The 22,934-nt window shown below is 49.0% G+C and carries 28 protein-coding genes; 2 read left to right on the forward strand and 26 right to left on the reverse strand.

The window, feature by feature from the left end; translation table 11 throughout:
* The 7 genes from HCX92_RS08905 to HCX92_RS08935 form a co-directional block, all read right to left on the reverse strand.
* A partial coding sequence (locus HCX92_RS08905) for an ATPase, T2SS/T4P/T4SS family (RefSeq protein ID WP_169294590.1) occupies positions 1 to 1,485 on the reverse strand: 1,485 nt, incomplete at its 3' end.
* Between the two features lie 28 nt (positions 1,486 to 1,513).
* Positions 1,514 to 2,974 carry a type II and III secretion system protein family protein gene (locus HCX92_RS08910; protein ID WP_248290027.1) on the reverse strand — a complete coding sequence of 487 codons (1,461 nt, stop codon included), beginning with the start codon at positions 2,972 to 2,974 and terminating at the stop codon, positions 1,514 to 1,516.
* 25 nt (positions 2,975 to 2,999) lie between these two features.
* Positions 3,000 to 3,980 carry a Flp pilus assembly protein CpaB gene (gene cpaB / locus HCX92_RS08915; protein ID WP_169294591.1) on the reverse strand — a complete coding sequence of 327 codons (981 nt, stop codon included), beginning with the start codon at positions 3,978 to 3,980 and terminating at the stop codon, positions 3,000 to 3,002.
* Entirely contained in the window at positions 3,980 to 4,684 is a 705-nt protein-coding gene (locus HCX92_RS08920) for a hypothetical protein (RefSeq protein WP_169294592.1), read from the reverse strand. Before HCX92_RS08920 ends, cpaB begins: the two co-directional genes overlap by 1 nt.
* Entirely contained in the window at positions 4,685 to 5,419 is a 735-nt protein-coding gene (locus tag HCX92_RS08925) for a pilus assembly protein (RefSeq protein ID WP_169294593.1), read from the reverse strand.
* Positions 5,416 to 6,741, reverse strand: a complete 1,326-nt coding sequence (locus HCX92_RS08930) for a hypothetical protein (protein ID WP_246587379.1) — start codon at positions 6,739 to 6,741, stop codon at positions 5,416 to 5,418. Before HCX92_RS08930 ends, HCX92_RS08925 begins: the two co-directional genes overlap by 4 nt.
* The gene (locus HCX92_RS08935; protein WP_371808407.1) at positions 6,741 to 7,004 is read right to left on the reverse strand and encodes a hypothetical protein; all 264 of its coding nucleotides are present in this window, start codon (positions 7,002 to 7,004) and stop codon (positions 6,741 to 6,743) included. Before HCX92_RS08935 ends, HCX92_RS08930 begins: the two co-directional genes overlap by 1 nt.
* 240 nt (positions 7,005 to 7,244) lie before the next feature.
* On the opposite strand from HCX92_RS08935, the gene HCX92_RS08940 reads away from it, so the two are divergent.
* A complete protein-coding gene (locus tag HCX92_RS08940) occupies positions 7,245 to 7,556 on the forward strand; it encodes a hypothetical protein (protein ID WP_169294595.1) in 312 nt (103 codons plus the stop codon).
* Between the two features lie 159 nt (positions 7,557 to 7,715).
* On the forward strand, positions 7,716 to 8,132 hold the full coding sequence (locus HCX92_RS08945; RefSeq protein ID WP_169294596.1) for a hypothetical protein: 417 nt from the start codon (positions 7,716 to 7,718) through the stop codon (positions 8,130 to 8,132).
* Between the two features lie 139 nt (positions 8,133 to 8,271).
* Here HCX92_RS08945 and HCX92_RS08950 read toward each other — a convergent pair whose 3' ends face one another.
* From HCX92_RS08950 to HCX92_RS09040, 19 genes are all read right to left on the reverse strand, one after another.
* Positions 8,272 to 8,598 carry a hypothetical protein gene (locus HCX92_RS08950; protein ID WP_169294597.1) on the reverse strand — a complete coding sequence of 109 codons (327 nt, stop codon included), beginning with the start codon at positions 8,596 to 8,598 and terminating at the stop codon, positions 8,272 to 8,274.
* Positions 8,595 to 9,107 (reverse strand): N-acetylmuramoyl-L-alanine amidase, encoded by a 513-nt coding sequence (locus HCX92_RS08955; protein WP_211182328.1) that lies wholly within the window; start codon positions 9,105 to 9,107, stop codon positions 8,595 to 8,597. Before HCX92_RS08955 ends, HCX92_RS08950 begins: the two co-directional genes overlap by 4 nt.
* Positions 9,104 to 9,343 carry a hypothetical protein gene (locus HCX92_RS08960; RefSeq protein ID WP_169294599.1) on the reverse strand — a complete coding sequence of 80 codons (240 nt, stop codon included), beginning with the start codon at positions 9,341 to 9,343 and terminating at the stop codon, positions 9,104 to 9,106. Before HCX92_RS08960 ends, HCX92_RS08955 begins: the two co-directional genes overlap by 4 nt.
* Before the next feature lie 24 nt (positions 9,344 to 9,367).
* Positions 9,368 to 9,682, reverse strand: a complete 315-nt coding sequence (locus tag HCX92_RS08965; RefSeq protein ID WP_169294600.1) for a hypothetical protein — start codon at positions 9,680 to 9,682, stop codon at positions 9,368 to 9,370.
* A gap of 56 nt (positions 9,683 to 9,738) precedes the next feature.
* Entirely contained in the window at positions 9,739 to 10,095 is a 357-nt protein-coding gene (locus HCX92_RS08970) for a hypothetical protein (protein ID WP_169294601.1), read from the reverse strand.
* Positions 10,092 to 11,141: a hypothetical protein gene (locus HCX92_RS08975; RefSeq protein ID WP_169294602.1), complete on the reverse strand. Its 1,050-nt coding sequence runs from the start codon at positions 11,139 to 11,141 to the stop codon at positions 10,092 to 10,094. The genes HCX92_RS08970 and HCX92_RS08975 overlap by 4 nt, the downstream gene beginning before the upstream one ends.
* 2 nt (positions 11,142 to 11,143) lie before the next feature.
* Complete coding sequence (locus HCX92_RS08980) at positions 11,144 to 14,785, reverse strand: phage tail protein (RefSeq protein ID WP_169294603.1); 3,642 nt, start codon at positions 14,783 to 14,785, stop codon at positions 11,144 to 11,146.
* Entirely contained in the window at positions 14,785 to 15,624 is an 840-nt protein-coding gene (locus tag HCX92_RS08985) for a DUF2163 domain-containing protein (RefSeq protein WP_169294604.1), read from the reverse strand. Before HCX92_RS08985 ends, HCX92_RS08980 begins: the two co-directional genes overlap by 1 nt.
* Positions 15,621 to 16,037 carry a C40 family peptidase gene (locus HCX92_RS08990; RefSeq protein ID WP_169294605.1) on the reverse strand — a complete coding sequence of 139 codons (417 nt, stop codon included), beginning with the start codon at positions 16,035 to 16,037 and terminating at the stop codon, positions 15,621 to 15,623. Before HCX92_RS08990 ends, HCX92_RS08985 begins: the two co-directional genes overlap by 4 nt.
* A complete protein-coding gene (locus HCX92_RS08995; RefSeq protein ID WP_169294606.1) occupies positions 16,027 to 16,644 on the reverse strand; it encodes a DUF2460 domain-containing protein in 618 nt (205 codons plus the stop codon). The genes HCX92_RS08990 and HCX92_RS08995 overlap by 11 nt, the downstream gene beginning before the upstream one ends.
* Entirely contained in the window at positions 16,641 to 19,892 is a 3,252-nt protein-coding gene (locus tag HCX92_RS09000; protein WP_169294607.1) for a tape measure protein, read from the reverse strand. Before HCX92_RS09000 ends, HCX92_RS08995 begins: the two co-directional genes overlap by 4 nt.
* A 1-nt stretch (position 19,893) precedes the next feature.
* Positions 19,894 to 20,139 (reverse strand): DUF1799 domain-containing protein, encoded by a 246-nt coding sequence (locus HCX92_RS09005; protein WP_169294608.1) that lies wholly within the window; start codon positions 20,137 to 20,139, stop codon positions 19,894 to 19,896.
* A 53-nt stretch (positions 20,140 to 20,192) separates the two neighbouring features.
* Entirely contained in the window at positions 20,193 to 20,519 is a 327-nt protein-coding gene (locus HCX92_RS09010) for a phage tail assembly chaperone (RefSeq protein WP_169294609.1), read from the reverse strand.
* Positions 20,520 to 20,563: 44 nt separating this feature from the next.
* A complete protein-coding gene (locus HCX92_RS09015; protein WP_169294610.1) occupies positions 20,564 to 21,214 on the reverse strand; it encodes a phage tail protein in 651 nt (216 codons plus the stop codon).
* Between the two features lie 86 nt (positions 21,215 to 21,300).
* Entirely contained in the window at positions 21,301 to 21,642 is a 342-nt protein-coding gene (locus HCX92_RS09020) for a DUF3168 domain-containing protein (RefSeq protein WP_169294611.1), read from the reverse strand.
* Positions 21,639 to 22,085, reverse strand: a complete 447-nt coding sequence (locus tag HCX92_RS09025; RefSeq protein WP_169294612.1) for an HK97 gp10 family phage protein — start codon at positions 22,083 to 22,085, stop codon at positions 21,639 to 21,641. Before HCX92_RS09025 ends, HCX92_RS09020 begins: the two co-directional genes overlap by 4 nt.
* Positions 22,086 to 22,102: 17 nt before the next feature.
* Positions 22,103 to 22,399 carry a phage head closure protein gene (locus HCX92_RS09030; protein ID WP_211182329.1) on the reverse strand — a complete coding sequence of 99 codons (297 nt, stop codon included), beginning with the start codon at positions 22,397 to 22,399 and terminating at the stop codon, positions 22,103 to 22,105.
* Between the two features lie 14 nt (positions 22,400 to 22,413).
* Positions 22,414 to 22,710 carry a head-tail connector protein gene (locus HCX92_RS09035; protein ID WP_169294614.1) on the reverse strand — a complete coding sequence of 99 codons (297 nt, stop codon included), beginning with the start codon at positions 22,708 to 22,710 and terminating at the stop codon, positions 22,414 to 22,416.
* On the reverse strand, positions 22,707 to 22,892 hold the full coding sequence (locus tag HCX92_RS09040) for a hypothetical protein (protein ID WP_169294615.1): 186 nt from the start codon (positions 22,890 to 22,892) through the stop codon (positions 22,707 to 22,709). The genes HCX92_RS09035 and HCX92_RS09040 overlap by 4 nt, the downstream gene beginning before the upstream one ends.
* Between the last annotated feature and the right edge of the window lie 42 nt (positions 22,893 to 22,934).

A 22,934-nucleotide genomic window follows, 5' to 3' on the forward strand; every position in this document is an offset into this window, starting at 1 on the left:
AATACTGGCAGCAATATGCTCACGCACCGCAAGCAGTGGCAAGTCCATTCCCGCCATTAAAATCATGGTCTCAAGCCGTGACAGGGCATCACGCGGGGTATTGGCATGCAAGGTGGTTAATGAGCCCTCGTGCCCGGTATTCATGGCCGACAGCATATCGAAGGCTTCCGCCCCACGACATTCGCCCACCACAATCCGGTCTGGACGCATGCGAAGGGCGTTGCGCACCAAATCACGAATCATGACTTGCCCCCTTCCCTCGAGGTTGGCTGGACGCGCCTCCAGTGCGACCAGATGCTCATGATTAAGCCGCAATTCCGCGGCATCTTCAATCGTGACAATCCTTTCATCTGCCGGAATGCAATTGGACAAAATATTCAACAAAGTGGTTTTGCCAGAACCGGTTCCCCCCGAAACAATTATGTTTTTACGCTGCCGGACACACAATTCCAGAAAACGACTCATACAGGGGTCCAGTGAACCCAGTTTCAACAAGTCCTGCATGCCGGGACGGCGCTGGGGAAACTTCCTGATCGTCATGCTTGCCCCCTTCAGGGCAATCGGTGGAATAATCGCATTGACCCGGGAACCATCGGCCAACCGGGCATCCACCATGGGAGAACTCTCATCAATACGCCGGCCAATAGGCGCCACAATCCGGTCTATAACGCCCACTACCGCCTGCTCCGAACTGAATGCGGCATGATGCCGTTGCAAACGGCCATTTTCCTCGACATAAATCTCATCATGACGATTTACCATAATCTCGGTAATATTGGCATCTTGCAGCAAAGGCTCAAGGGGCCCCAGGCCCACCGCTTCATCGAGCACCGCCTGCATCAGTCGTTGTCTGTCTGCGTCGGGAGGGATCTCTTCATCGGTCCGGATAATTTCGTCCAGTAATCCCCCCGCTTCGCTCCTGAGCGCCTCGTCACTCATCATGGAAACATCCCGGCGACGCAAATCCAACGCCTCTAGCAAGGCTCCGTGGAGCCGCCGACGGATATACAAGTCTTGTGCCAGATCTTGCCGTGGTTTTTCCCGGACAGACCCAGATGATTGGGGCATCTGTACCGTGAATGCCTGAGACTTTGCCGCCCATTCTTCCTCTGAGACGACCCCATCTGAAAGCTGACTTTTCATTGCACTGGCGATACGCTCTGATCCACCTTGCAAGCCTTGATGATTACTCAAACGACTGATTTGCCTTATTTTCATCATGCAAGGGCCAATAATAATCTCATCGCCTTCCTGCAAAGGCCCGTGACAGCTTATTCGCTGACCATTCAAGACAGTACCGGTAATCGCTCCCAGATCTTCAATAAATACTCCCGCATCCCTGACCTCCATCCGGGCATGTTTCCTGGCTACACGCCAGCTGCGCAATCGCAACCCACATCCGGCCAAACGACCAATATCAAATGGCAATGGTATTTCCCTGATTTCCTTTTTACCATCTTCAAACTGCATTTCAATTCTCAGCATGGCGCGCTCCTTTTCCACTCATCATGAATTACCTTGCTTTCCTGAACCGAATACCGGTTACCGGGGCATCAAGAACCGGATTCCATACTGAACCTTGCAACTTGTTGCCCTGCCATTTACGCTGTCGTGGCTTGCTCTCATTCGCTGTTTTTGTATCGGGAGCCATACTTTCATCTTCCTGTGCTTCGCTTTTTACATGTACATTAAGCACGGGGCCTGCCTCAAAAGTACTATCCAGAATCAGCTTTGAACGCTTGACACGTTTTTGCAAATCCTTGTTATCGGCAGACACCACCACAGGCCGGACAAAAATCGCCAGTTCCGATTCATTGTTCTGGAATTTACGGGACTTGAACAAAGCTCCCAAAATGGGGGTATCCCCAAAACCCGGCACCTTGTCATTGTTTTGGACCTGATCACGCGAAATGAACCCGGCCAGCACCAATGTCTCTCCGGACTGGACATTAAATTCGGTGGATGTACGGCGGGTTTTAAGGGCTGGTCCACCAGCCAGGTTCAGCGAGGCATCGACTGAACGGACCTCGACATTGATTTTTGAGCGCACCGTACCGTTTTTTTCTATCCGGGGTGTAATGAACAGACTCACGCCATAGGGTTTGAAAATAGTCTGGGTATTGCCATTATTGTCAGTCACTGAATACGGTACCTCGCCACCCGCCAGGAACTCTGCGGTAGACCCGCTGCGCGCCATCAGCTGAGGTTGCGCCAGAACCACTGCCTCACCCTGGGTTGCCATAGCCTGAATGGTGGATGAAAGCACGGCACTGACACCAAAATAACCGGCTGGATTATTCATGGGAAACGATACATTCATGACCTGCTCACCGACCCGTTCAAACAATTTTGAAGAAGCGGCATCCCAGGTCATGCCTGCATTGAACCCGCCTGCTGACGCCGGATTCCAGCGCACGCCAAGCTCCTGCAGATAATTGCGCGGCAACTCCAGTATTTGCACATCCAGCAACACCATTTGGTCCCACCCCACCTGGCTGGTCATATCAATGATTTGCGGATAGTGTTTGGCCAAAATACCAACCCGCTCACGATCGGCATCAGTCAGGCTGTCACCCTCGACAATCACTTTGTCACCAACAATACTGGCACGTACTTTGGGAATCCGCACCAGAATGCGCCGGATATCCTGCATCAATTTTTGCTCTTCCGCCGCCTGCACAACAATCTGAAAAATCTGACGCTCTCCGTGCACGTCCCAGATTTGCAACGTGGTTTGCCCCTGGTCTTTGGCAAACACAATCACTTCGCGGTCATCATCGCTGACCGCATTAACCACCTTGCTATCTCCTACCGCGATACGGGCAATATCAGGTATGGGCAAAACCCGTATATCACCAATATTCAAGCGCAAATGAACCGGGTCATCCGCCGACCAAGCCGGCCCGGCAAGCATGATCACTAACCACCCGACGATCATTCTCAATATGACCGCTTTTGTTTTTCTTGCCAACATCAACTTCACTCCTCATCCATCCTGGTTACTGCTCAACTACAAAATCCGCCTGTGCACCGCTTGCCGTCTGCATTGAATCAGGCAATGTATTAATCCAGGCACTGACAATATCGTCTTGCACGGGCAACTCAAATACGCCACGCTCATCCCGTTTACCGGCCGTTTCAGGATTGGGCGGCAGAGCCAGACCGGGCAACTTCCTTAAGGCATCATCACCATAAATAACGGCCGGTTTTTTCCTGACAGGCGGTTGTGGCGTGGCAATGCCCAGAATACTGGCCAGATCTCCCCGCACCGCTTTTTGGGTTGCCTTGTTATCTTCCGGATTTCTAAGCAAGGCCGTAATCATGCCCGCCTGACGGGCAGCCACCAGTTTGGCCGCCTCCTCTGGGGCCGTATCCAGCGTGACGGTTGAATAACCCTGGTCAGCGCCACTGTCTTCAAGGCCTTCGGCATACCCGCTTTTGCTTTGCCGGCCGGTTGCCATAACGAGTACCCCTTGCAGCAATGGTGCGGTAATTTGTCGCTTGCGATACTCGAAAGAGACGTAAAGGTCGATCAGATCACCGGGCACCAGCATGCCCGATACTGAGTTGATCGCATCCACCGGCATGGTGACTGCCCTTCTTCCCGGGTTGATTTTGGCGGAAAACGGTGCATTTTTAGCCTTTGCCACATTGGCCCATAAAACCGGGTCTCCGACTTTTAACGCTGTGGTAATAATCTGCCCCTCTATCTGAATGAACTCTTCCGGTGCCAGGCTACCGCTAACCACCCATGGCTCCGGAACGTCACGCACTGCCACGTGTACCGCTTCTATACGGGTACCCTCAGGCAAGTCATAAGCCGCCACCACTCTTTGAATGGTTTTGACCTGGGCTTCCTGTTCGATCTGCCTGATCTTGTCCTGCAAGTACTCCCTGGCCGCCCAAGCGGCAAACAAGCCCGCCAATACAGCCACTCCTACCATCACGGTCGTTTTATTCAGCCATTTACGCTTTTTCATTACTCCGCCTGTTTGTTTTTTTTCATCAGATAAACACCTGTCCCTGCCTTGATTGCATGTACAAAGACATAAAGTGATTGATTGCCTTTATGCCAAACACCCTGCTCCAGTAAATCTTCACTGTCTGGCACCCATTGCCTGGCCAGCAAACGGGCCTTCAACTCATGCCGCGTTTGTCCGGCACTTTGGTTTAGCCAATAAAGCTGTTGCAGCACTTTTTCCCTGCCGGGTAATTCGATATCCATCAACAATTGTGCACCTGCCGGTATCCACGGTAAAAACCTGGCCGCCACCCGTTCATTGAAAGATGACTGGCTTAAAGTGGCTGATGACTGATTTTCAATGAGACTTAATTCACCCCTGAAACTGTTTTCAGCAGTGGCAAACAGACGCAACATGACATGCACCTGTGTCAGACTTGCATGCAAAAAAACCTGATCAGCGATCACGTCTGCATAACGGAAAACCGTCTGCTCTTCCTGAATTTGCCGCATAAAGCTATCCAGTGACTGGTCCCGGGTAAATACAACGGTCATGGCCGGTTCCCCAAACAGTTTCATTTCCTGCGCCAAGTCAAACTGTTCAATTTTTAATGAGCGCAACAGACGACTGGATATTTGTGGCAAACCTTCTTTTGCCCAAACCGGCATGGCCAATGTCATGCCAACCGTTAAAACCAAAATCCGTATTAGTGGCCTGATCATTTATTGCTCCAGGTGATGGATCGGCAACATGCCTTGCCAGGGTTGCAGCCAGTCCAATACGGGCTGGGGTCGATCCCAGGGAGCATCTACGCTTTGTGCAAACGATTGAATTTTTCGGCCACTTGCATAGGACAGGCCAGCTGCGTTTTGCCAACCTTCTTGACTAACTGAAGACCGGGTATGCGCGGCCTGATCACTGGCAGCATGCCCGGCACCTGTCAGAATGCTGGTATGCCGCTTGATGGAAAGCGAAAAATGATCGAAAAAATCAAGTCCCAAACCAAGCACTGCATTGGCCTCGGGCTGTTTGCGTGCCGCAGCAAACATGGGTGTTACACTTAACGCCAGCCTGGCCAGACCTGGATCCTCAATTTCCCAGTCTTTACGCAGCAATGAGGCCTGTTCATGATTTGCGCCTGGCTGCATAAAGGCACTCAGTTTTTCGCTATGATCTACGGTCACGGCAATGGCATTATTGCTCAGCAATAAATTTCCTCGGCGGTCTCGCCAGTTTTTTTCCGGACCCAGCAAAAAACGGGAGGCCAGTTCAGCTTTGTTAATATCGGGAATTTCCCGACTCAGCTGGAAAGCCCCATAATGACTTGCATGCGAAGCCTGCAACCCCATATCCAGCAAACGCCCCAGCCAACCCATTCCCACAAAGAACAGCAACAAAACCAGCATGATCACCAAACCTTCGGCCAGGGCCTGACCACTTTGCAATGTCCGTTTCATTCAACCACCTTTAGTTCTGTATCAACCAAACGCGCTTGCCAGAATGGGTGCCAAAAATTGGCCTTTTCAATCCGCCTGTCAGTGCGTGCCTGAGGCCTTTCAAAAAAAGTTTGTGCCCGACTGTTAACCGTAAAGTCATGCCCCCATGCGTTCTTGCGAGTCAAGGAAAGCGTGAATGCCACCGAAGACTGACGACCGGCATTGGCAATATCCACATAATTGGCCAGACCACCACCTTGCCAGCGCTGGCGAGCCGCCACTGCACGTGAATTGGCCAGCGGGTTCTGGTTGCCACCATAAATATTCCATTGGGTGGCTTGCCTTACCCAACGCCAGAAATCCATCCCGGAAAAATTATCGGGCGGTGTCTGCGTGTGAGGCAAATCCATGGCCATGCTGTTGGCATTGCCAGGCACCCATCCCCATCCCATGGGATACTCCCTGAAATAACAGCCAATCCAGCGATTCGAACGCAAGGCATGATAAGACTCGGTGTCGATAGACTGCCAATTTCCTTTTTCATCCAGGACGGTTTGCCCCCTGCGCCTTAATTCATGACGTTTCCAGGGACATTTATCATTCACCATCCATGCATTTTTGCGAACATGATTGCGCTCATCCAGAAAACGATACACACCGGCCACCTGCCCGATTAATGAGCGATAATTGCCCGTGGGCTCAAAAACCGCAGAAAACCCTTGCAAATTGTCATGCTGGACTTCCCAGGACAGATTCTCACGAATATGGGATTCTGGATAATTGGCCAGAATCACTTTCTCGATAGCCCGGTTACGGGCGGACTCTAGTGTTTTGTCAATCGCCAGACTGGCTGCCTGCAGCACCTGGTGTACCGCTTTGTCGTGCGCTTCAAAAGCCTGAAACAACTCATTGCCTGGACTGGCAATGGTGGTAATGGCCCGTGCCTTGCGGGCAGATTGATAGGCCTGTAGATGCCCACTACCAAACATCATGCCGATTAAATAGGCAGGTGGATTTCCGGCACTGGCCTGCTGACCCTGCGTGGCACTGAATTTTGCCCAAGACCCCAGGGTAACCAAATGCGCCATGGCCATTTGATGACCAATTTGGGCAATATTGATATAAGCCTGCATGTTCAGGGCACGGGCCTGAATAAGCGCCCCCGAATACGCGGCAGCATCGACCGTATTAAGCTGACGCGCCTTGACACCAATGAGCCTGCCAGTGCTGAACAGGGCATTAATGGCAATGGCAATAACCCCCAGCAACAGTATCCCCAGCACAAGCGCCTGACCGGACTGCCCATGAGTTTGCCTTGCTGCATGGCTGGGGAGCATTGCCATTATTGCCCGCCCGAACCTGCATTGCCGGTAAAGCTTTTAAGGGATTTGGCCGTGGTTTGCGCCGAAGCGGCCTGTGCGGCATTTTGCGCCGAAGCGGAATACTCGGTACCGTCTTCACCCGCCAATTCACTGGCCATGGCCGCGGTTTGCGAGCGAATGACCTGACCAAACAATTGATACACGGCAATTGCGGAAATGGCCACCAGGGCAACGATAATAATATACTCGGTCAATTCATTGCAAATAACACGCAAGATATTGATTTATAAGTATTTTCATATGCTTAATGTCTAATAAAAACCAACTTATTGAATTGTTTATGCCATTGATTTAATTGATTTTTAATTTCTGTTTTAGACAGTTTTTTGTTCTGCCAATAGTCATTTTTTCAGCCAAAAAATAACCCGCTTCGGCGGGTTTTTTATTGCCCATAACACTGTATAAATAATCAGTTATAATTCCCCTACCCTAACCTGGCGTCAATTAATTTTAAAGATGCCATCATGAGCAAAGACACGACATCAATAGATCAAGACTTATTTGAAAAATACATAGATTTACTTCACAGCATCGACAGAAAAGATGCGCGTGAATATGCGTATCCTACAGTCCAGGGGTGGCTAAAAGACATTGATGCGTATGGGCTTGTCAATTTGCAACTTACAGCGGACCTGGTGAGTGAATGGCTGGAGCCAGCCGGATTGACCGATCTGGGCAGGCAGTTACTCTACGCATGCAGAAACAAGACGTTTGTGAGCAAGATCACGGATTACGACATTGAAAATGTGATTGATCTGCTGGTGGTCAATAGGTGATCAAAACAGCAACAGTCTTGGCGCAATCAAGTGGTTAGCATACTTGCCCCGCCCTTTTCCGCAAAGTTATCCACAGTTAATGTGGGTAACAAATCTAATATGTGCCATATAATTTGAATTGTAATTATTTAAAATTTACGTTACGCACAAGGAAGATTCATGAGTCAACCAAAAACTAATAAATCAAAATTCTTTTCTACGATAGAATTTTTATTTTTTGACAGAAAAAGAGCCTTAATTTTTTGCTTAATGATTTCATTATTGTCTCTTTTTATTGAGCTCTGCGCAAAGACGCCAACAATATTTTCTTGTTCTGGGGCAATATTCACGCTGGCTGGTTTGTTTCTTAATATTAAACATAATTTTTACTTTCATTTAGGTCTTCCTAAATTAAACCTATTCAATATAATATCTGGGGCTGGCGCTTTTGGTACTGCAGAATTGACCCATGAACAAGAAGCAAAAGTTGACGATTTCATATCTGATGAAAAATATGGCATTGCTTTTATGGTTGTCGGAACACTAATATGGGCTTATGGGTCACTTTTTCTTGAATTCCTGTTTAAGCATTTGTGAGCGCCAGCATTATTTCCCCCACGCGGCCACAACGGCATCATGCTTAGTCTTGCACTCATAAAACCGAGTAATTGCATCGCCCAGGGCCAGGGCAACGTCATCAAAATGGTTGCCCTTGGGCGGTGCCGGCTCAATGCACTCAATCAGGTTGCCCGGTAACGGGGGCCGGGTATAAGTCTCTGATGAGACGCATCCGGCCGTCATCAGCGTAACAATCAAAAGAATTAAGCATCGCATCGTTGTATTCCCTCACAAAATCATTTCTTACCTGCCCTATTCCATCGATCGCCACCTGGGCGGACTGACTGGCCAGCAAGAGTGTGTCAGCTGCTTTCTTGTATTCAGTTAAATCAGCAACCATCTGTTCATGCTCTGCTGCGCTATGACCTCTCTGATATTGCAGCTGGCCATAAGCAAAGCCTGCAACCAACAGGCCGATTCCCGCATACACTTTCCAGTCAATCATTTTCCGTGCTCCATCAGTAGTTCAGCTACGGCCTGGGCTACAAGCCATTTCTTGGCCTGGTACACGGCAACGTCATTCGGATTGCTGATAAAAAACAGCTCAACAATGATCCCACCCGCCCGCACAAAGCCCAGCCGTGAATGTTGGCCAGAGGATTCTCCTTTTGCCCCACGATTCGTGATCCCCAGGACACCGGATATTGCCTGGCAAATTTGCCCACCAAGTTTGCGATGCTTAAAGTCGCTTAGCGTTTCCACCCCAGTAGCCGCATGGCTGGAAAAAGCATTGCAGTGAAATTCCACTGCCAAATCGGCTGTTTTGGCCAGCTCGATAGCATCACGTAGCGGCTTGTTATCATCCCCAGCTCCATCGGTTATAAAATCCACCCCTGCGCGCTTAAGATAAAACGCAACCAGGTTACGGAATTCCGTGACTATTTGGGCTTCGGTGTAACCGTTACCAACTGCACCGGGATCTGAATTTGAATGGCCTGCTGAAATCAAAATCATCGTTTTCTCCATTTCAAGGTTTTCTGGATGGTTCCGGCTGCAAACATGGCCAATGCAGTCACTTCAAGAACTTCGTGGTTACCGTTGTAGCCTTCCTCGTAAATCACCTGCATCCACCACATTGACCAGATCGAAAGCAAAAACAAAGCAAGTCGCTGTAGCAGGTTTGCGCCATACAGAACGTTAAATGCACCCAAAATTGAGCTAATTAGTACAAAAAAATATAAAACAAGCATGTAAATTGTGCTCACGTCCATGTCTTACTCCCCTTTCCTTCGATCCGGTGGCAAACCCAGCCTGGCACGCAGATAATCGTTCAAAATACCGTCCCAGCTGGTGAATATCCAATCGACTACGGACATACCGAATAGCCCAACAAGAAAGCCAGCCAAATTTTCCTGCAGTCCGAATTGACTGATTACATACGGCGCGCCATAGTAGCTGGCTGCCGCACCCAGAATGACCATCGATACTTTTCGGATTAGCGTGCCTTTGATCCACAAAAGAGCACCAATGCTGCCGATAACGCCAGGCACAAATTTTTCAATCGTTGAATATGAGTCGTTACTCAACATTTCCTCCACCCATAAAAAAGCCCCCGAAGGGGCGTCAGTGGTTTAACAATGTAAGATTAACCAATCCTGATCAAATCAGCACCGGTGTTATAAAGCAGTGAGCAAGCACCAGGCACAACAGTGACGCTTGATGATCCGACCGACACAGACAAATCAAAATCACCCGCATTCTGTACCGCAAAGAACCGTTTAATCGCCGGCACAGTTAATGTCGCTGCGGCCGTTTGGCCAGCACCAACAAATAAAAAATGCCGAGTAAATTCGGCATTGGTGAGTATTTCGGATCCGCTGCTTAGGTCAACCTGCAGCACTTCGGTCATTGCTGCATCAAGCGCAAAGGCTTGATCATTGATCGTGACTTCTTTCTGGTTTTGATTTGGGGCTACTTGCGGTAATGATAGGTTATTGCTCATTCTGTTACCTCGTATCCAAAGTCGGTGGCGGCCAAATTAGTTAAATCCCAAGCGGACCCATCAGCTGCCGCTTCAAGTATCTGAGCAGGGCCACCGGAGAAAGTAACGAGCCGGTCAGGAAGCGGGTGTTCTTTACGGTCTACGCCCTCTTTGGCTACCAATTTCAACGCGCGCTCACCGATGTCCGTTTTCCGATACATGGCAGACTGCTGAACGGCAATGATTGGCCTATCTTCAGGCAGGACGGAGGTGTCCAGCTTGAAGTAATCACCGACATTGTTTGCTGCTGGAGATCGGTTGAATGTGCTGGTATTCGGGGCGTCTTTGTTGATTGCTGTGATGTTGTCTGCAGCACCAAAGGGCGTGAAATTGGCTTCCGTAGTTGCGTTAAACGGCACACGGACAGCGCGCACAGGGCCAAGTCGTTGGTTGTGAGTGGTGCCCGCGTCGTCAAGGATGTAGATGTCATCGTAGAATTCATACAAGCTAGATGATGTCACTCCAGTAGCACCGAACTGTACTTTCTTTTCTCCAGAAAAAGACATCGACCCAGAGCCTTGGTGTACATTATTCACCCATAGATCAAAAGAACCTGTACCATAATCAACAGTCACTTCAACATACGAATAAACGGAATCAAGAAAAAGACCTGGGGCTGAGGTCAGGTCGCCAATCGTACATGATCCATCTGAATTAATAACCAGAATGCTACTCACATGGTTTGAAAAAGAAAGAGGTTTTGTATTGCCGACGCTTATACCTGACGACGTATTGTTAATATTACCTGAAACAGATAAAGCAAAACCTACCGTTATTTTTTCATCTGTATGCACACCATCTAAAAGTACAAAACCATTTTGCTGGTGAGCGGCACCCCCCCTTGACCTTATAACAACCTGCTTATCTGACAGAGTTCCATTCACTATTCTAACGAATTCCCCCTGCCCAATAATCACTCTCACTTGAAAAAGACTTGCATTCGGCCCTGCATTCAAATTCACACCGACAGCACCATTCTCAAACTCATCAATATACAAAAGCGCCATAATTAAAACTCCGTTTCATGCAGCACCACGCCGCCCAATTGTGAAATATCCATCGTTGCCGTTCCGCCACCGCCCAGCACCACGCCGCCCAATTGTGAAATATCCATATTCGGCTTAGGCTGCTCTTCATGCAGCACAATCACACCCAGCTGGGCAAAATCCAATGCTGGCTCCAGGCTGTGCATTGCCACAACACTAAGCTGTGCCACTTCCTGCTGTGGATCCGTAGGCATTATGCTGATTACATCCAGCTTTGAAACATCAAGCGCAATGCCACTAAATTTCAGACGATCTGACGCAAAGCCGCGACCAACCTGTGCTGATAGTTGATAGACAAGAATTTCCCCGATGTCGGTATGCTGATATCCGTCCTCAATTTGCATGGCAACCGTGTAAGCAGCATTTGGAGCGTCAGATTCCAGCGTTCTGGTTAAAACACCATTCAGGTAAATATCGACTGCATATTTTTCGACATCCTCATGCAACGGTACAGCCCCTGTTCCACTGGCCAGCTCTCCGCCAAGCCGGGTACGCCTAACCCAGGTAAACACCCAATCTGCGTCCTGCTCTCCCTCAGCACGAACATGTACCGGAGCATACGGCATCAAATCATAGCCAGCGGCTACGATAGAACGAACATCGCCAGTCGCTCTGTCCTGCTTGGCTTCTGATGCCCGGTATACCCGTGTTTTGCCCAGATCAGCCAGTGGTACAAATACACCACCTGCTGTTTTTGTGTTCAGCAGTACAAAGCTGGCACCGGCTGGAGCAACATAATTGCGAGCCCAGTGATCTGTACCCCTGCGCCCTCGTAAAATGCCGGACAGTGTGTATATACCATCCTCCCCCAGTTCGGCATCCCTGAATTGCAGCACTTCTGCCCGGTTGTCGCTATGCACGACTACGGCCGCATTGGCACCGTTAAGCATCTGCTCCTGGGTAACGCTGTTGAGGATACCGAGAATCAACCGAACCTTAATTTTCAGCACATCATCAGTCGCAAAGCATGTATCAGCACTAGCCGCGGGAATTTCGGAAACGATTGCCCCGTGAGTCGTAGCGCCGCCAATATCGGCTACTTTCTCGTATATCCCGTCTCTGCTGTACTCCAAAATGCCAATGCGCCAACGCTCGTGATAAGCACCAACCGCGTAATACAGCATTGAACGATCACGGCCGGTATCGTTTGAATCCAGCAGCAATGGCACTGGCAGCAGATACAGCCGTTCCAACAGTTCGTTGGGTGATGGTATGGTTTGTTTGATAAAGCCGCTGCCAGCTTCGGCCGGCACGATGCTGGTATACTGGCTGGAATCCTGGCTAATTGCCTTGACTTCGATTGAGATATCGGCACCGATGCTAATTTCTTCAATCCTGACATCCTGCGGCACTCGCCCGGGAATTGAAAGGGTAATGACATCGCCAGTTTCCAGATCCAGCATTGGCCGTGGCAATTTCAATGTATGCAGATCACGGCCATTCCAGTACTCACGTAGCATCGTGTCTGCCCGTTGTTTGACAATATTGCCGTCAATCGCCATGGCTGCTTCAAGCGTGACCCTGTTTCTGCTGTCGGTCGCCGAGTATTCGACATTGCCTGCATAACGGGCCGCGTGATAGGTTGACTGTTCAAGATCACGGCCATAGTCCGCATAGGTGACCGATACGACATAGGGCAGCTCAATTTCCTGCGTTCTGGTGGTTTGCAGAACTGCACCCGTCTCATTATCAACAACCACCATTTCCGGTTTTTCAACCGTTTTAACCGCTGCAGAGCCACGTCTTTTAAGCCTGATTTTGTTGCTCTCGTCCACAAAATCAATGCTGAACATCGTAGCCAGCGGGTCAATCATGGAACGCCCTGTTGTCGGGCTGGCCCGCATGTAGCCTCGGATCTGGCAGTCTTTGACATCGGTATAATCAAACGGCTTGGCCTTGGAGTCTGTCCGCAGGGTTTCCAGTACTCTTTCAATGGGTATTAATACATCCGGTGCCCGCTGGTAGTATTCAGCCTGGTTTTTTCTTTGGCTACCCAACAGAGCATCGGTAATAAAGGATCCGTTGGTTTTGCTGTTATAGACAGCGGAGGTCACACCACTGGCTGCTTCATAAACTACAGCCCCGGTTCGGGTATCCAATACGTATTGCTTGTCGCCCAGCATTAGCACTCTGCCAGCCGACAAATCACTGCCCTTTCCGATTCGGCCCATGCTGTAGCTTGGATTTTTGCGTCCTTTGAATGACCAAATGATATCACCGGATTCGACATCCACTTTAATCATGTACGACCGACCCAGCACAATAATAGCGTTGCCGTCATTCGGGTCTGCGTAGATTTCATTGATAACCGTATCTACACCAGCATTACCGCCTTGACTTCGAACTAATGGTGGCAACAAGGGGTCAATTTCTCGTACATCTATTTTTATCGGATATTGATCATGCGCCCGCTTGTGATTCCAACTCATGCGCTGTATGCATAAAGTATGATCTTCATATTTAGCACCGTAAGCGATGTATAACTGGCCACTTCCAGCATAGCAAGTAATTAAAGGCCCATTGCTTAGGTCATTCACATCCCAGCTTCGTTCCTGATCAATAAAATTATAAAAAGAGCTCCACGAACTACTGACTAAAGCGCCGCCAGAAAATGCACAAATCATATGATCTATGCCAGTTTCTGGATCCAGCCAATAAAAAAACTCAATGTTGTCGGGAAACATTCCTTTGCTCATGTTTCCGATATAAATTTGCTCTGTACGAGGTACAGGCATCATCGTACTGCCATCCCGCAAGACAAGATAACACTTGCCTAGTGCGTAAGTAATATACCAATACTCAACAACAAGCCCATTTCCTGCTGCAACAATCTCACCCTTGATACCGACACTAGACTTATTAATCTCCGCCCGTAACTCCCGGGTATCAACATCGTAAATCCGCACAGAATCAGCCATATCCGCATAAGCAACACCCCTGTGCATATCAACAATCATGTTGTTACGAAAATAGTAGTACGTATCGACAACCGGCTTGATAATCGACGCATCCTCACCCGCATCCTGAACATGCACTTCAATCGTGGGTATCCGGCCATAATTGGTAATATCCAGTTCATCAAACACCAGATAAGCCAGGCCACGGAATGCCGGCACATTGCCAGCACCTTCATGTTGCTCAATCAAACTGTCTGGCAACTGGTCTTCATCTCCCTTATAAAACCGGAAATGAACCCCCGCATTAACCGTATCACCGGTCGCATCGTAAACCAGCTTGTTATCAAACAGGATTTTCGTTACCCGCTTGATAGGCCCCTCACAAAGCGCCAGCGCAAACGACTGGGTATAGGTGTACTCGTGGTACTCTGGCCCACCGCCTTTGCCGATTTCAGTAGATTCCTTATGCTCGGTAACCGGTCCTGCCCAGATCACGTTGCCAGAAACCTTGTAGGTGCCCCAAACTTTGGGGATGCCAATGCCGTAGCTTGAATTCGTGATTGATGTGTCGCTAAGCTTGGGGCCATGCTGATCTGGTATTTCTTGCGGGAACAGCAGGCCACCCAGGACCGAACCAACCATACCACCCAGCGGCCCACCCACCGCATAGCCGACAACGGCCAGCGCTAACCGTCCAACTGCAGCCATTAGTCAACCCTCACCGGTGAAAACACTTTTTGCCCAGGCAAGAACGGCTCACCCCTGAAATTGATAATATTGGAATACCGGCCCTTGCACGTTTCTGTCCTTTTGTCACAGCCCTTGGTCAGCAAAAACGTATCACCCGCCTCAATCGGCAGCGGAGCAGCAAACTTCAGCGTCATGACCATATCTTGCATGCGGGAAATCTCACACGTCTTGCCGGCATTCCTGCCTGTCTGAAAAACACAAATTCCCTCGTTAAACTCGGCTGGCACCACGACATCCACTTCAAATTGTGCTCTCGATGCCGCAGATACCACAGTACCCGTCATCTGGTGCTGGGTAACATCCACCTTGCAACGGTGATCCCCAAATGTGGCCCGGCACTCTGGTGTATAAATTTCACCCAGCACCTGGCTGTACGGCTGTGTATTTCCACGCAATTCGGCTACAAACATGCCTGAATCCGTCAATCGCACCTCACCGAACGTACCGCTGCGAACCGGTATTTTTCCATAGCCATCAGGATCTGCCCAGTTCACCAGAAAGACTTCCATCTCAGCGTAATCCAGCCGTCCAGCCTCGATATCCTCGACCGAGATGATGGCATCATCAATCACCCCAAAAACTTCCAGATTTGAAACCTCAAGGTTGTTTTTGGATTCCAATGCAGACCTGTTAAAGCCAAGCCGGGATACATACGTTTCCCCACCAAACACAATCGACTCATCACTGTCGGTAATCGTGTGTCGGGTACCATCCCTGCGGACGATCAGCCAACAGGTGGCCAGCGTACTGACCTGTTGGCCAATATGCTGCTTCATTTTTGTACTGATCGCTTTCATTCAATCCCCCGGATCCGGAATGCGTGTGTCACGTTGCCCACCAGCTCATGTGCAAAAGGCTCTTCAACCACTTTCCGGCGGGCTGCTGTAGCGTGAATCACATGCAACTTGCCGTATTTCTCACTGACCATGCCTACATGAAACGGATAATGCGCGGTACGGAAAACCAGCACATCACCCGGCTGGATATCGGTAATCTTGATCGGGTCACAAACCTGCTTGATATGCGCAATCAGTCCGGCATGAGGCGTGCTACTGTAAGAAGGCACATCATGCCAGGGCAGGTCCAGCGACTTCAGCACTTCAACCCCCAGCCCAACACAATCAATGCCGGCACGATTACGGCCAAGGTGCCGCCAGGGCACGTCCAGCCATGTTCTGGCTTCATCAACCAATTGCTGCCTAGTTACCATCTCGAATCTCCACCACTGGAACGCTACCGATTTCCGACACATCACGGGTGTGCATCAAAAGCGGCAGTTCATCTACATCAAAGCGCACCGGTACATCAAACTCACCCACAATCCGTATCGGCTGCGGTACGTGTGGCACCGGTGGATCCTCGGGTGCTGGCCAGGCTGGCAAGGTGATAACACCGGTATCCAGATTGACCGCTTCGGCCACTGAAACATCACCCACAAAAACTTTAAAACCGGCAACTAGACGGGTTAGTTTGCGATGGTATTGATGTGAACCTGACTGATAAATCTTGATAGCCTGGTATGCCCGCTGAACACCATCCGTCATGCCGATCACGTTGTCCACCTGGTAATCGGACCAGTCCTTGAACCGGAAACCATAGGCCCTGCCCCGTCTTGCGTAGAAGAAATCAATAATGGCCCGCACTTCTTCATGCCGGTTCCGGTACCCGACATCCCACTTGCCACGTGCTTTTTGCCAGTCCTGATTCCGGTACTCTTGGCCAGAGGAAGCCGTGATAATCGTGGTTTTAAAGCCGGGCCCACCCGTGGCGCCCGTCAGCACACACGCAGGCAAACGTACATTATGAAAATCACTCATGCTCTGGCCATCTGTCGGTTAGCGGAAATCATCATGCTCCGCTCAATTTGAGACTGGGATTTGCGGAATGAATCCGCGTCGGGAGTTGTGATGTTGAATGTTTGCTGGATCACCGGTTGTTGTTTGGCCGGAGCAGCCGGACCACCACCCACAACGCCACCCGATGAATAGCCGCGTAACCGCATTGCTTCGACCCTTGAAACCCCCCCATGCCTGCGCACATCATCTTGTGACCAAACTACTTCGCCCCGGTGAACAATGCCGGCAGGATCATACTTTCCGCCTGGTCCTGTGTAACCACCATCAGCGAAAAATGAACCTGCACCGGTAAATGTGCCCCAGCCGCCGGCCGGCATGTATGGGCTGGATGCTGATGCCCCGCCCAGTGCAGAGCCGCCGAACAGGCTGCCGATGCCACCAAGCAACCCGCCCAGCAAATCACCGCTACCAGTAACACCTTTACCGAATAAAGCCTGATTTAAATCCGTGGCAATAGCCTGGGCCACCATTTTTTGCAACAGCTTGAGCCAGTCATCAAGAATGCTGTCCATGTTTCCGGACAAGGCCTTTTCAAGCGTATCGCCCAACTGATTTTGAATATTCGCGCTTGCCTCTTTGGCAAACTCGGACATTTCAATAAACGACTCGTTGTACTCGGCCGTCAGCTCATCAACGTACTTCTTATAATCCTCGGCACCAATACGACCCTCATTCCAGGCCTTTGTAAGCCACTGGATCTGCTGTTCATGCTCTTTTAATCGGGCCTCACCGGTGATCTCTTCAATAAACGCCTGGTATTTTTCAGTTTCTTCATACGCTTCTTTAATCAAATCCAGCGCCTGCGCCTTACCCAGAATATCATCACGCTGGTATTGATTTAACGAGCCATATTTGCCAAGTTGAATGTTGGCCAAGGCCTTTTCGTATTCAGTCTGTTTACCGATCAGGGCAATCTGTTCATTCAGCTGCTTGATGTAGTCGCCCGCTGGATCTGATTTAGTCCCACCACCACCGCTTTTTTTGCTGTTTTTTACTCCAGGTACCGTGTTTTTCTGAATCCGGGCAATCTGCTTTTCGGTTTCAGGAGATACCGACAAACCAGTGGCTGAATATGTGGCATATGCCTCATTAATGCTGGCATACACACCGGCCTGTACATCAGCAGAAACATTGCCTTGCGCAAAAGCCCTGGCAGCCGCCATGACACTTGCCATTTGCTGGGCCAGCAAGGCTACCCGCTGCCTTTCCAGATCAAGGTTACGAATGTTTTCAATGGCTGCATTGGCCGCATCTTTCTGTTTATCTTTTATGGCATTCTGTAAATTCGTATATTCAACAGCCTCAGCTGAAACAATACCGGCCATTTCTTTTTGAATATCATTGGCCCCCGCCTGAGCTGCCTTAAACTCCCCAAGCTCACGGGCATTCATGCCGATCATGTCCCGTGCGGCTGTCAGGCTGGCAAGATACTCATCCCATTTCTCCATGCCTGCTGGCGGCTGGATATTGGCCAATTCAGAAGACGCCGCAGTTACTTCTTGGGTTACTTTTTTAAGCGACTCTAGTTCATTTGACAGGGTGTTTACATTACCTTTATTTTCTACAATCTTTCCAGCCAAGGCGACCATTTCGGCCCTGTAGTCTGCTGACACCTTACCCAAAGGTGCATATTTATTCACCAAATCACCAATGGCCTGAACAAGATCCTGCTGGGTTTTACCTGTATCAGCCACAATACCGGAAAGCTCTTTTGAGAACTCTGCCCGAAATTTGGCAGCTCCCTTTGCTCCTTTGGCCATCGACGGTTCAAATGCATCAACCATGTCTTGAACAGACTTTTGAACATCTTGCTTTGCGCTATCCAAATCCTCAATCTTTACATTTATAAACTGTTCCCGTTGCAGCTCATTCAATTTACGGTATTCTTCAACCAGTTCCTCCACACCCATTTTCATTTTGGACAGGTCAATCACATTTTGATCTGCTGCGGTTTTTGATGACCGGGCATAAGCCATCACAGCAACAGTGGCCAAACCTAAACCTGACGTGATTAATCCAATAGGACCCAATGAGGCATGCAACGCAATCCCAGCTGCCTTTGCTCCAGCCGCTACCGCTCTTAGCCCTGTAGCCATGGTAGCCAACGACGAAACAAATTTAGCCAAAGCCAACGTACCAATAATGCTGGCCACCGTTGTTAAATTATTTGCAATCAGTTTTAGACCACCGCTAACTGCCCTTGAGAATCCACTAACCTCTGCCCCAGCACCAACCAGTTCAAAGATTTCATTTTTCAAAAGAACAAAGGAGCCACCAATGGTTTCAATAGACTTTGCTTCTTTTCGCAGTTGCTCAAGGGCTTTAGGCAATACATTGGCCATCACTTCGGATGTAATTTGCCCATTCGATGCCAAATCTTTTAAAGATCCCTGAGCAACCCCCATTCCATCAGCCAACGCTTTCATCAACCGGGGGGCTGCCTCATTAACAGCATTAAATTCTTCCCCCCTTAAGGCACCGGAAGCAAACGCCTGAGACAATTGCAATGTGGCACTGGCCGACTCTTCAGCTGTCGCCCCAGACACTTTCAGGGACAGGTTTACAACCTCATTAATATCAGCAACCCTTTGTTGACTAATACCCAATTCCCTGGTACCGGTAGCAATACGTGCATATAAAATACCCACCGCACTCAAATCAGCCTGGGCCTCAGTCGCAATTCGCTTAACATCTTTATACGCTGTTGCATACTCCTGGGTACCACGTGTTGCCAGCTTAAGCTGGGCGGTAAATTGCGTATAACCATCAGACATTCTGATGATATCGCGAACACCTAATGCCGCTATGTAGCCTTTTATCGCTACACCGGCAGTACTGAAGGCATTCGTCAATCCAGATGCTTTTTTCTGCGCCAACTCCAAATTACGTATATATGGTTCTAAGGCAGCACTGTCCACACCCCGGGCATTGGCCAGAGCGCGGTAATAATCGGCAGTTCCCTTACCCCCAGCCTTAGCTGCTGCAGTGGCTCGCTCAATGGCATTCTTTAAGGAATTGGTTTGACGTTCAGCCCTGGCCAGGCTACCGCCAGCTCCTATTTTATTCAAACCGGCACTGGCCTCAGCACCTGCTTTTTTTGCGGTCTTGCCCAGATTATCAATAGATTTATTAACAGTATTGATCTTGGCGCTGACGTCTGATACATCACCATCAATGCGTATCGATCCACTGGCAATAGTTCCTGTCATTTCAATCCTTTTTGTTAATCTCTTTTAATGCCGCTATTTCCAGCACCCTGATGTCATATTCAAGCTGCTCATACTGTTCCTGCGTCAAGTTCATACGATCCATTTTCATGTACAGGACGTTGTAATCCAGCCCAATAGCACCCGCAGAGCCCATTCGCCACTGCGTTCGCAATGAGTAAAACAAATTGACCGAAGCCACAAAATCCGGCCAAATTTCAACCTCTACCAGCATATCGTCTGGCGTCAAACCAAACGCGGCCAACTCCTGTGGATCAGGGCCAGACTTATACAGCTCTGCACCTACTTTCCCAGCTGAAGATCCCTTAATGCGCCTTGCTCCTTGATATATTCATCAAGAATGGCACGGGCTGCACCATGGTAGTTTTGAAGCAGTTTGGTGATGTTTTCATCATTGAACTCGTCATCAAGCTCCCATCCCACCACCAATGATTTAAAAATGGCTTCATCGTCCATTTCACTTAGGCTTTCAATGAAAGCCTTGTAAGCGGCACGGTCACGATGCTTGAAAACAAACGTCACTGGCACCGGCTTTGCTCCTGCCACCGGAATAGGTACAGGCCACTCAAAGGTAGGATCAGGAACCAGCTTAAATTTGATTTTTGACATATCAATCCAATAAAAATGGCCGTAATGAAACGGCCAAGATGAAATTAAGAACCGTAACGAACGGGCTCTGCCAGCAGTGAAAGCGTCACTTCATTGGCCATCAATTCGTTAATGGTCAAGGAAGGCGTTTTATTTAATGAAATATAGGCGTTGTACAGCAAGATGGCGCCAGACGGCAGTGTGATACGAACAGCCCTGGGCAAACGATCATCGTTAGCCTGTGAAATCAGTTGGTAACCCGGCAAAGTGTCATCGTCAGCGACTGAAAACGTCAGGCCAGCCGCGGTTTTGAAGGTTGGAATCCGTTTTTGTGCATCAGCTTCCAAAAACTGGTATTCCAAAAACTGCTGTTCACCGCCCGTTGATGTGGACGATAAAATTTGAGACAGTTGCGTCCAGCCGGTGATCTTGCGCAATGAGCCAGCACCACCACCCGCCGGATAGATACCCGTTTTAGTCGTATCAATGTTTTCCAAGTCACCGGAGCTGGCGCTGACATTATCTACACGGACAACCTTGTTGGTCAGCCGAGACCAACCCGATGTAACCTCAACAATATCTCCATCAGCCAAATTATGGGCCGCAGAAGTCGTGAAAGCACTGGGGCTTGCGTTAGTTAATGCTGTAATTTCTTGCACTGCGTCATAACCTGACGCTACGGCGATTAATGCGCCGTTAGGAAGCGAAACTGCCATATCATTTTCCTTTTAATGGACGAAAAAAAAGCGCCCACCAGGACGCAAATATAAAAAAAAACCGCTTTTAAAGCGGAAACAACCACTTAAAACCAAAAACTGAAATCCTGTCTGGATCCATACAGACCAGAGTCAAAGTCATATTCCGAAACTGATGCTCCTTCAACATAAGCACGTAATTCGGTAACCAACCTGTCTTCTATAGAACGGATCAGAGTGGTTGATTCAGAACGCGTTTTTGCCCAAACCATGATCTGAAACCGGGCATTTTTCTTATTCATTGGTTTGGCCTCAAGTACATTAACAGCCTTCCCCCCAACCTGTAGATATAAAACATAAGGTAGTTCGGCTTTAGAAGGGGCAGTATCTGGATAAACACGACCCGCTACCAAAGAAGAAATTATCGAAACGATTTGCGGCTCAATCATTTAGAAACCTCCTGAATTTTCTGCCCAAAACGTTTTTTTATAACGTCCAGTGCTTCAGCCAGTTTTGCATCAGCAGTAGGACGTAAGTATGGTTTGCCAGGAACAAAACGAGGGACAGGCAATGGTCTTTTTTTTAGTGTTATCCAGCCTTTATTTTTTGTTTTAATCACCTGAAAAGATTGCATATGGCCATATTCAACCAGCCACCAATGCGGTGCCTTTGCCATGTTGACGCCCACAAAATACGTCCTATTTGGCTGCTTCTCAGTTTCCCGGTCCATATAACGATAAACAGCACTTTTCAGCTGCCCATCATCAACCGGTACTCTTACCTGCAACTCGTCATATAAAACCTTTGCGCCGGCAGCAACCGCACTGGTCAACACCTCACCCTGCAGGTCTTTTGCAAACTGTTCCAACTGCTTTTTCAGGTCACCGGCCAATTCAATCTTAAGGGTGCTCATACAATTTCCTTAGCCGCCAAATCCATATAGCCTTTTCGAACAGCAGGAAGGACGGCAGAAATTTCATAAATCTTGCCATCCAACCTAATCTGCATTTGCTGGGTTACCGGGTAATCGCGAATCCTGAAACTTACTTTCGTCTCAGCAGTTTCTTTATCAGCCGTAATAAATTCACGGCCATTCAAAAACCGGACATTTGCCCACAAATCAGCCAGTTTGAGCCAGTGGGCAACCGGCTGCCCGAAACTGTCAGCAATCAACGTTGAATGCCACAATTCAATAAGTGTATCCAAAGACCCGGCACGCATCAGAAACGCTTCCTATACCACAAAAGTCGATCAACACCCAGCTGAATAGCAGAAGGTACAGCACCTATGACCACCGCTTCACGATTGGCATACCAATGGCCGACCAGTAATAGAATGGCCTGTGTAACGTCCGGCGTCATAGCCATTTCAGCTTCACTGGCCGGGGTCTCAACTATTTTTCGGTCACAATGCTGCTCAACGTGCGCAATAGCTGACTGCAGATAACTGCTCAATAAGTCATCTTCAATGTCATGCTGCACCCTAAGTTGCTGTTTGACTAATGCAAGATCAATCATTTCGTCTCTTTAGGAACTGCTGGCTTGGTCGACTTAGGGATTTCCTGTGCCTCATCAACAAGTTCAACAGCCAAACCACGACCAATCAAATCATGCCCGGCTTGCTGGCTTACCTCCAGCACATCACCTGCACGATGATGAGCAGCCTGATCAACGAAACCCCAAATTACCTTAACTTTCATGATTTCTCCAAAATATGATGATATGTCTCAAAAAGGGGCAAA

It is taken from the genome of Advenella sp. EE-W14, assembly GCF_012923605.1.
GTDB lineage: Bacteria > Pseudomonadota > Gammaproteobacteria > Burkholderiales > Burkholderiaceae_B > Advenella > Advenella alkanexedens.

Excerpts from the sequence above, each read along its gene's own strand:
- HCX92_RS08960 (WP_169294599.1), bottom strand. The coding sequence starts at position 9,343 with ATGCTTGTTTTATATTTTTTTGTACTAATTAGCTCAATTTTGGGTGCA.
- HCX92_RS08995 (WP_169294606.1), bottom strand. The coding sequence starts at position 16,644 with ATGAGTGATTTTCATAATGTACGTTTGCCTGCGTGTGTGCTGACGGGC.
- HCX92_RS09015 (WP_169294610.1), bottom strand. The coding sequence starts at position 21,214 with ATGGCAGTTTCGCTTCCTAACGGCGCATTAATCGCCGTAGCGTCAGGT.
- HCX92_RS08980 (WP_169294603.1), bottom strand. The coding sequence starts at position 14,785 with ATGGCTGCAGTTGGACGGTTAGCGCTGGCCGTTGTCGGCTATGCGGTG.
- HCX92_RS08955 (WP_211182328.1), bottom strand. The coding sequence starts at position 9,107 with ATGATTTTGATTTCAGCAGGCCATTCAAATTCAGATCCCGGTGCAGTT.
- HCX92_RS08910 (WP_248290027.1), bottom strand. The coding sequence starts at position 2,974 with ATGTTGGCAAGAAAAACAAAAGCGGTCATATTGAGAATGATCGTCGGG.
- HCX92_RS09040 (WP_169294615.1), bottom strand. The coding sequence starts at position 22,892 with ATGAAAGTTAAGGTAATTTGGGGTTTCGTTGATCAGGCTGCTCATCAT.
- HCX92_RS08925 (WP_169294593.1), bottom strand. The coding sequence starts at position 5,419 with ATGAAACGGACATTGCAAAGTGGTCAGGCCCTGGCCGAAGGTTTGGTG.
- HCX92_RS08940 (WP_169294595.1), top strand. The coding sequence starts at position 7,245 with ATGAGCAAAGACACGACATCAATAGATCAAGACTTATTTGAAAAATAC.
- HCX92_RS09010 (WP_169294609.1), bottom strand. The coding sequence starts at position 20,519 with ATGTCAAAAATCAAATTTAAGCTGGTTCCTGATCCTACCTTTGAGTGG.
- HCX92_RS08950 (WP_169294597.1), bottom strand. The coding sequence starts at position 8,598 with ATGATTGACTGGAAAGTGTATGCGGGAATCGGCCTGTTGGTTGCAGGC.
- HCX92_RS08920 (WP_169294592.1), bottom strand. The coding sequence starts at position 4,684 with ATGATCAGGCCACTAATACGGATTTTGGTTTTAACGGTTGGCATGACA.
- HCX92_RS08970 (WP_169294601.1), bottom strand. The coding sequence starts at position 10,095 with ATGAGCAATAACCTATCATTACCGCAAGTAGCCCCAAATCAAAACCAG.
- HCX92_RS09000 (WP_169294607.1), bottom strand. The coding sequence starts at position 19,892 with ATGACAGGAACTATTGCCAGTGGATCGATACGCATTGATGGTGATGTA.
- HCX92_RS08930 (WP_246587379.1), bottom strand. The coding sequence starts at position 6,741 with ATGGCAATGCTCCCCAGCCATGCAGCAAGGCAAACTCATGGGCAGTCC.
- HCX92_RS08975 (WP_169294602.1), bottom strand. The coding sequence starts at position 11,141 with ATGGCGCTTTTGTATATTGATGAGTTTGAGAATGGTGCTGTCGGTGTG.
- HCX92_RS09035 (WP_169294614.1), bottom strand. The coding sequence starts at position 22,710 with ATGATTGATCTTGCATTAGTCAAACAGCAACTTAGGGTGCAGCATGAC.
- HCX92_RS08945 (WP_169294596.1), top strand. The coding sequence starts at position 7,716 with ATGAGTCAACCAAAAACTAATAAATCAAAATTCTTTTCTACGATAGAA.
- cpaB (WP_169294591.1), bottom strand. The coding sequence starts at position 3,980 with ATGAAAAAGCGTAAATGGCTGAATAAAACGACCGTGATGGTAGGAGTG.
- HCX92_RS08965 (WP_169294600.1), bottom strand. The coding sequence starts at position 9,682 with ATGTTGAGTAACGACTCATATTCAACGATTGAAAAATTTGTGCCTGGC.
- HCX92_RS08990 (WP_169294605.1), bottom strand. The coding sequence starts at position 16,037 with ATGGTAACTAGGCAGCAATTGGTTGATGAAGCCAGAACATGGCTGGAC.
- HCX92_RS08985 (WP_169294604.1), bottom strand. The coding sequence starts at position 15,624 with ATGAAAGCGATCAGTACAAAAATGAAGCAGCATATTGGCCAACAGGTC.
- HCX92_RS09020 (WP_169294611.1), bottom strand. The coding sequence starts at position 21,642 with ATGATTGAGCCGCAAATCGTTTCGATAATTTCTTCTTTGGTAGCGGGT.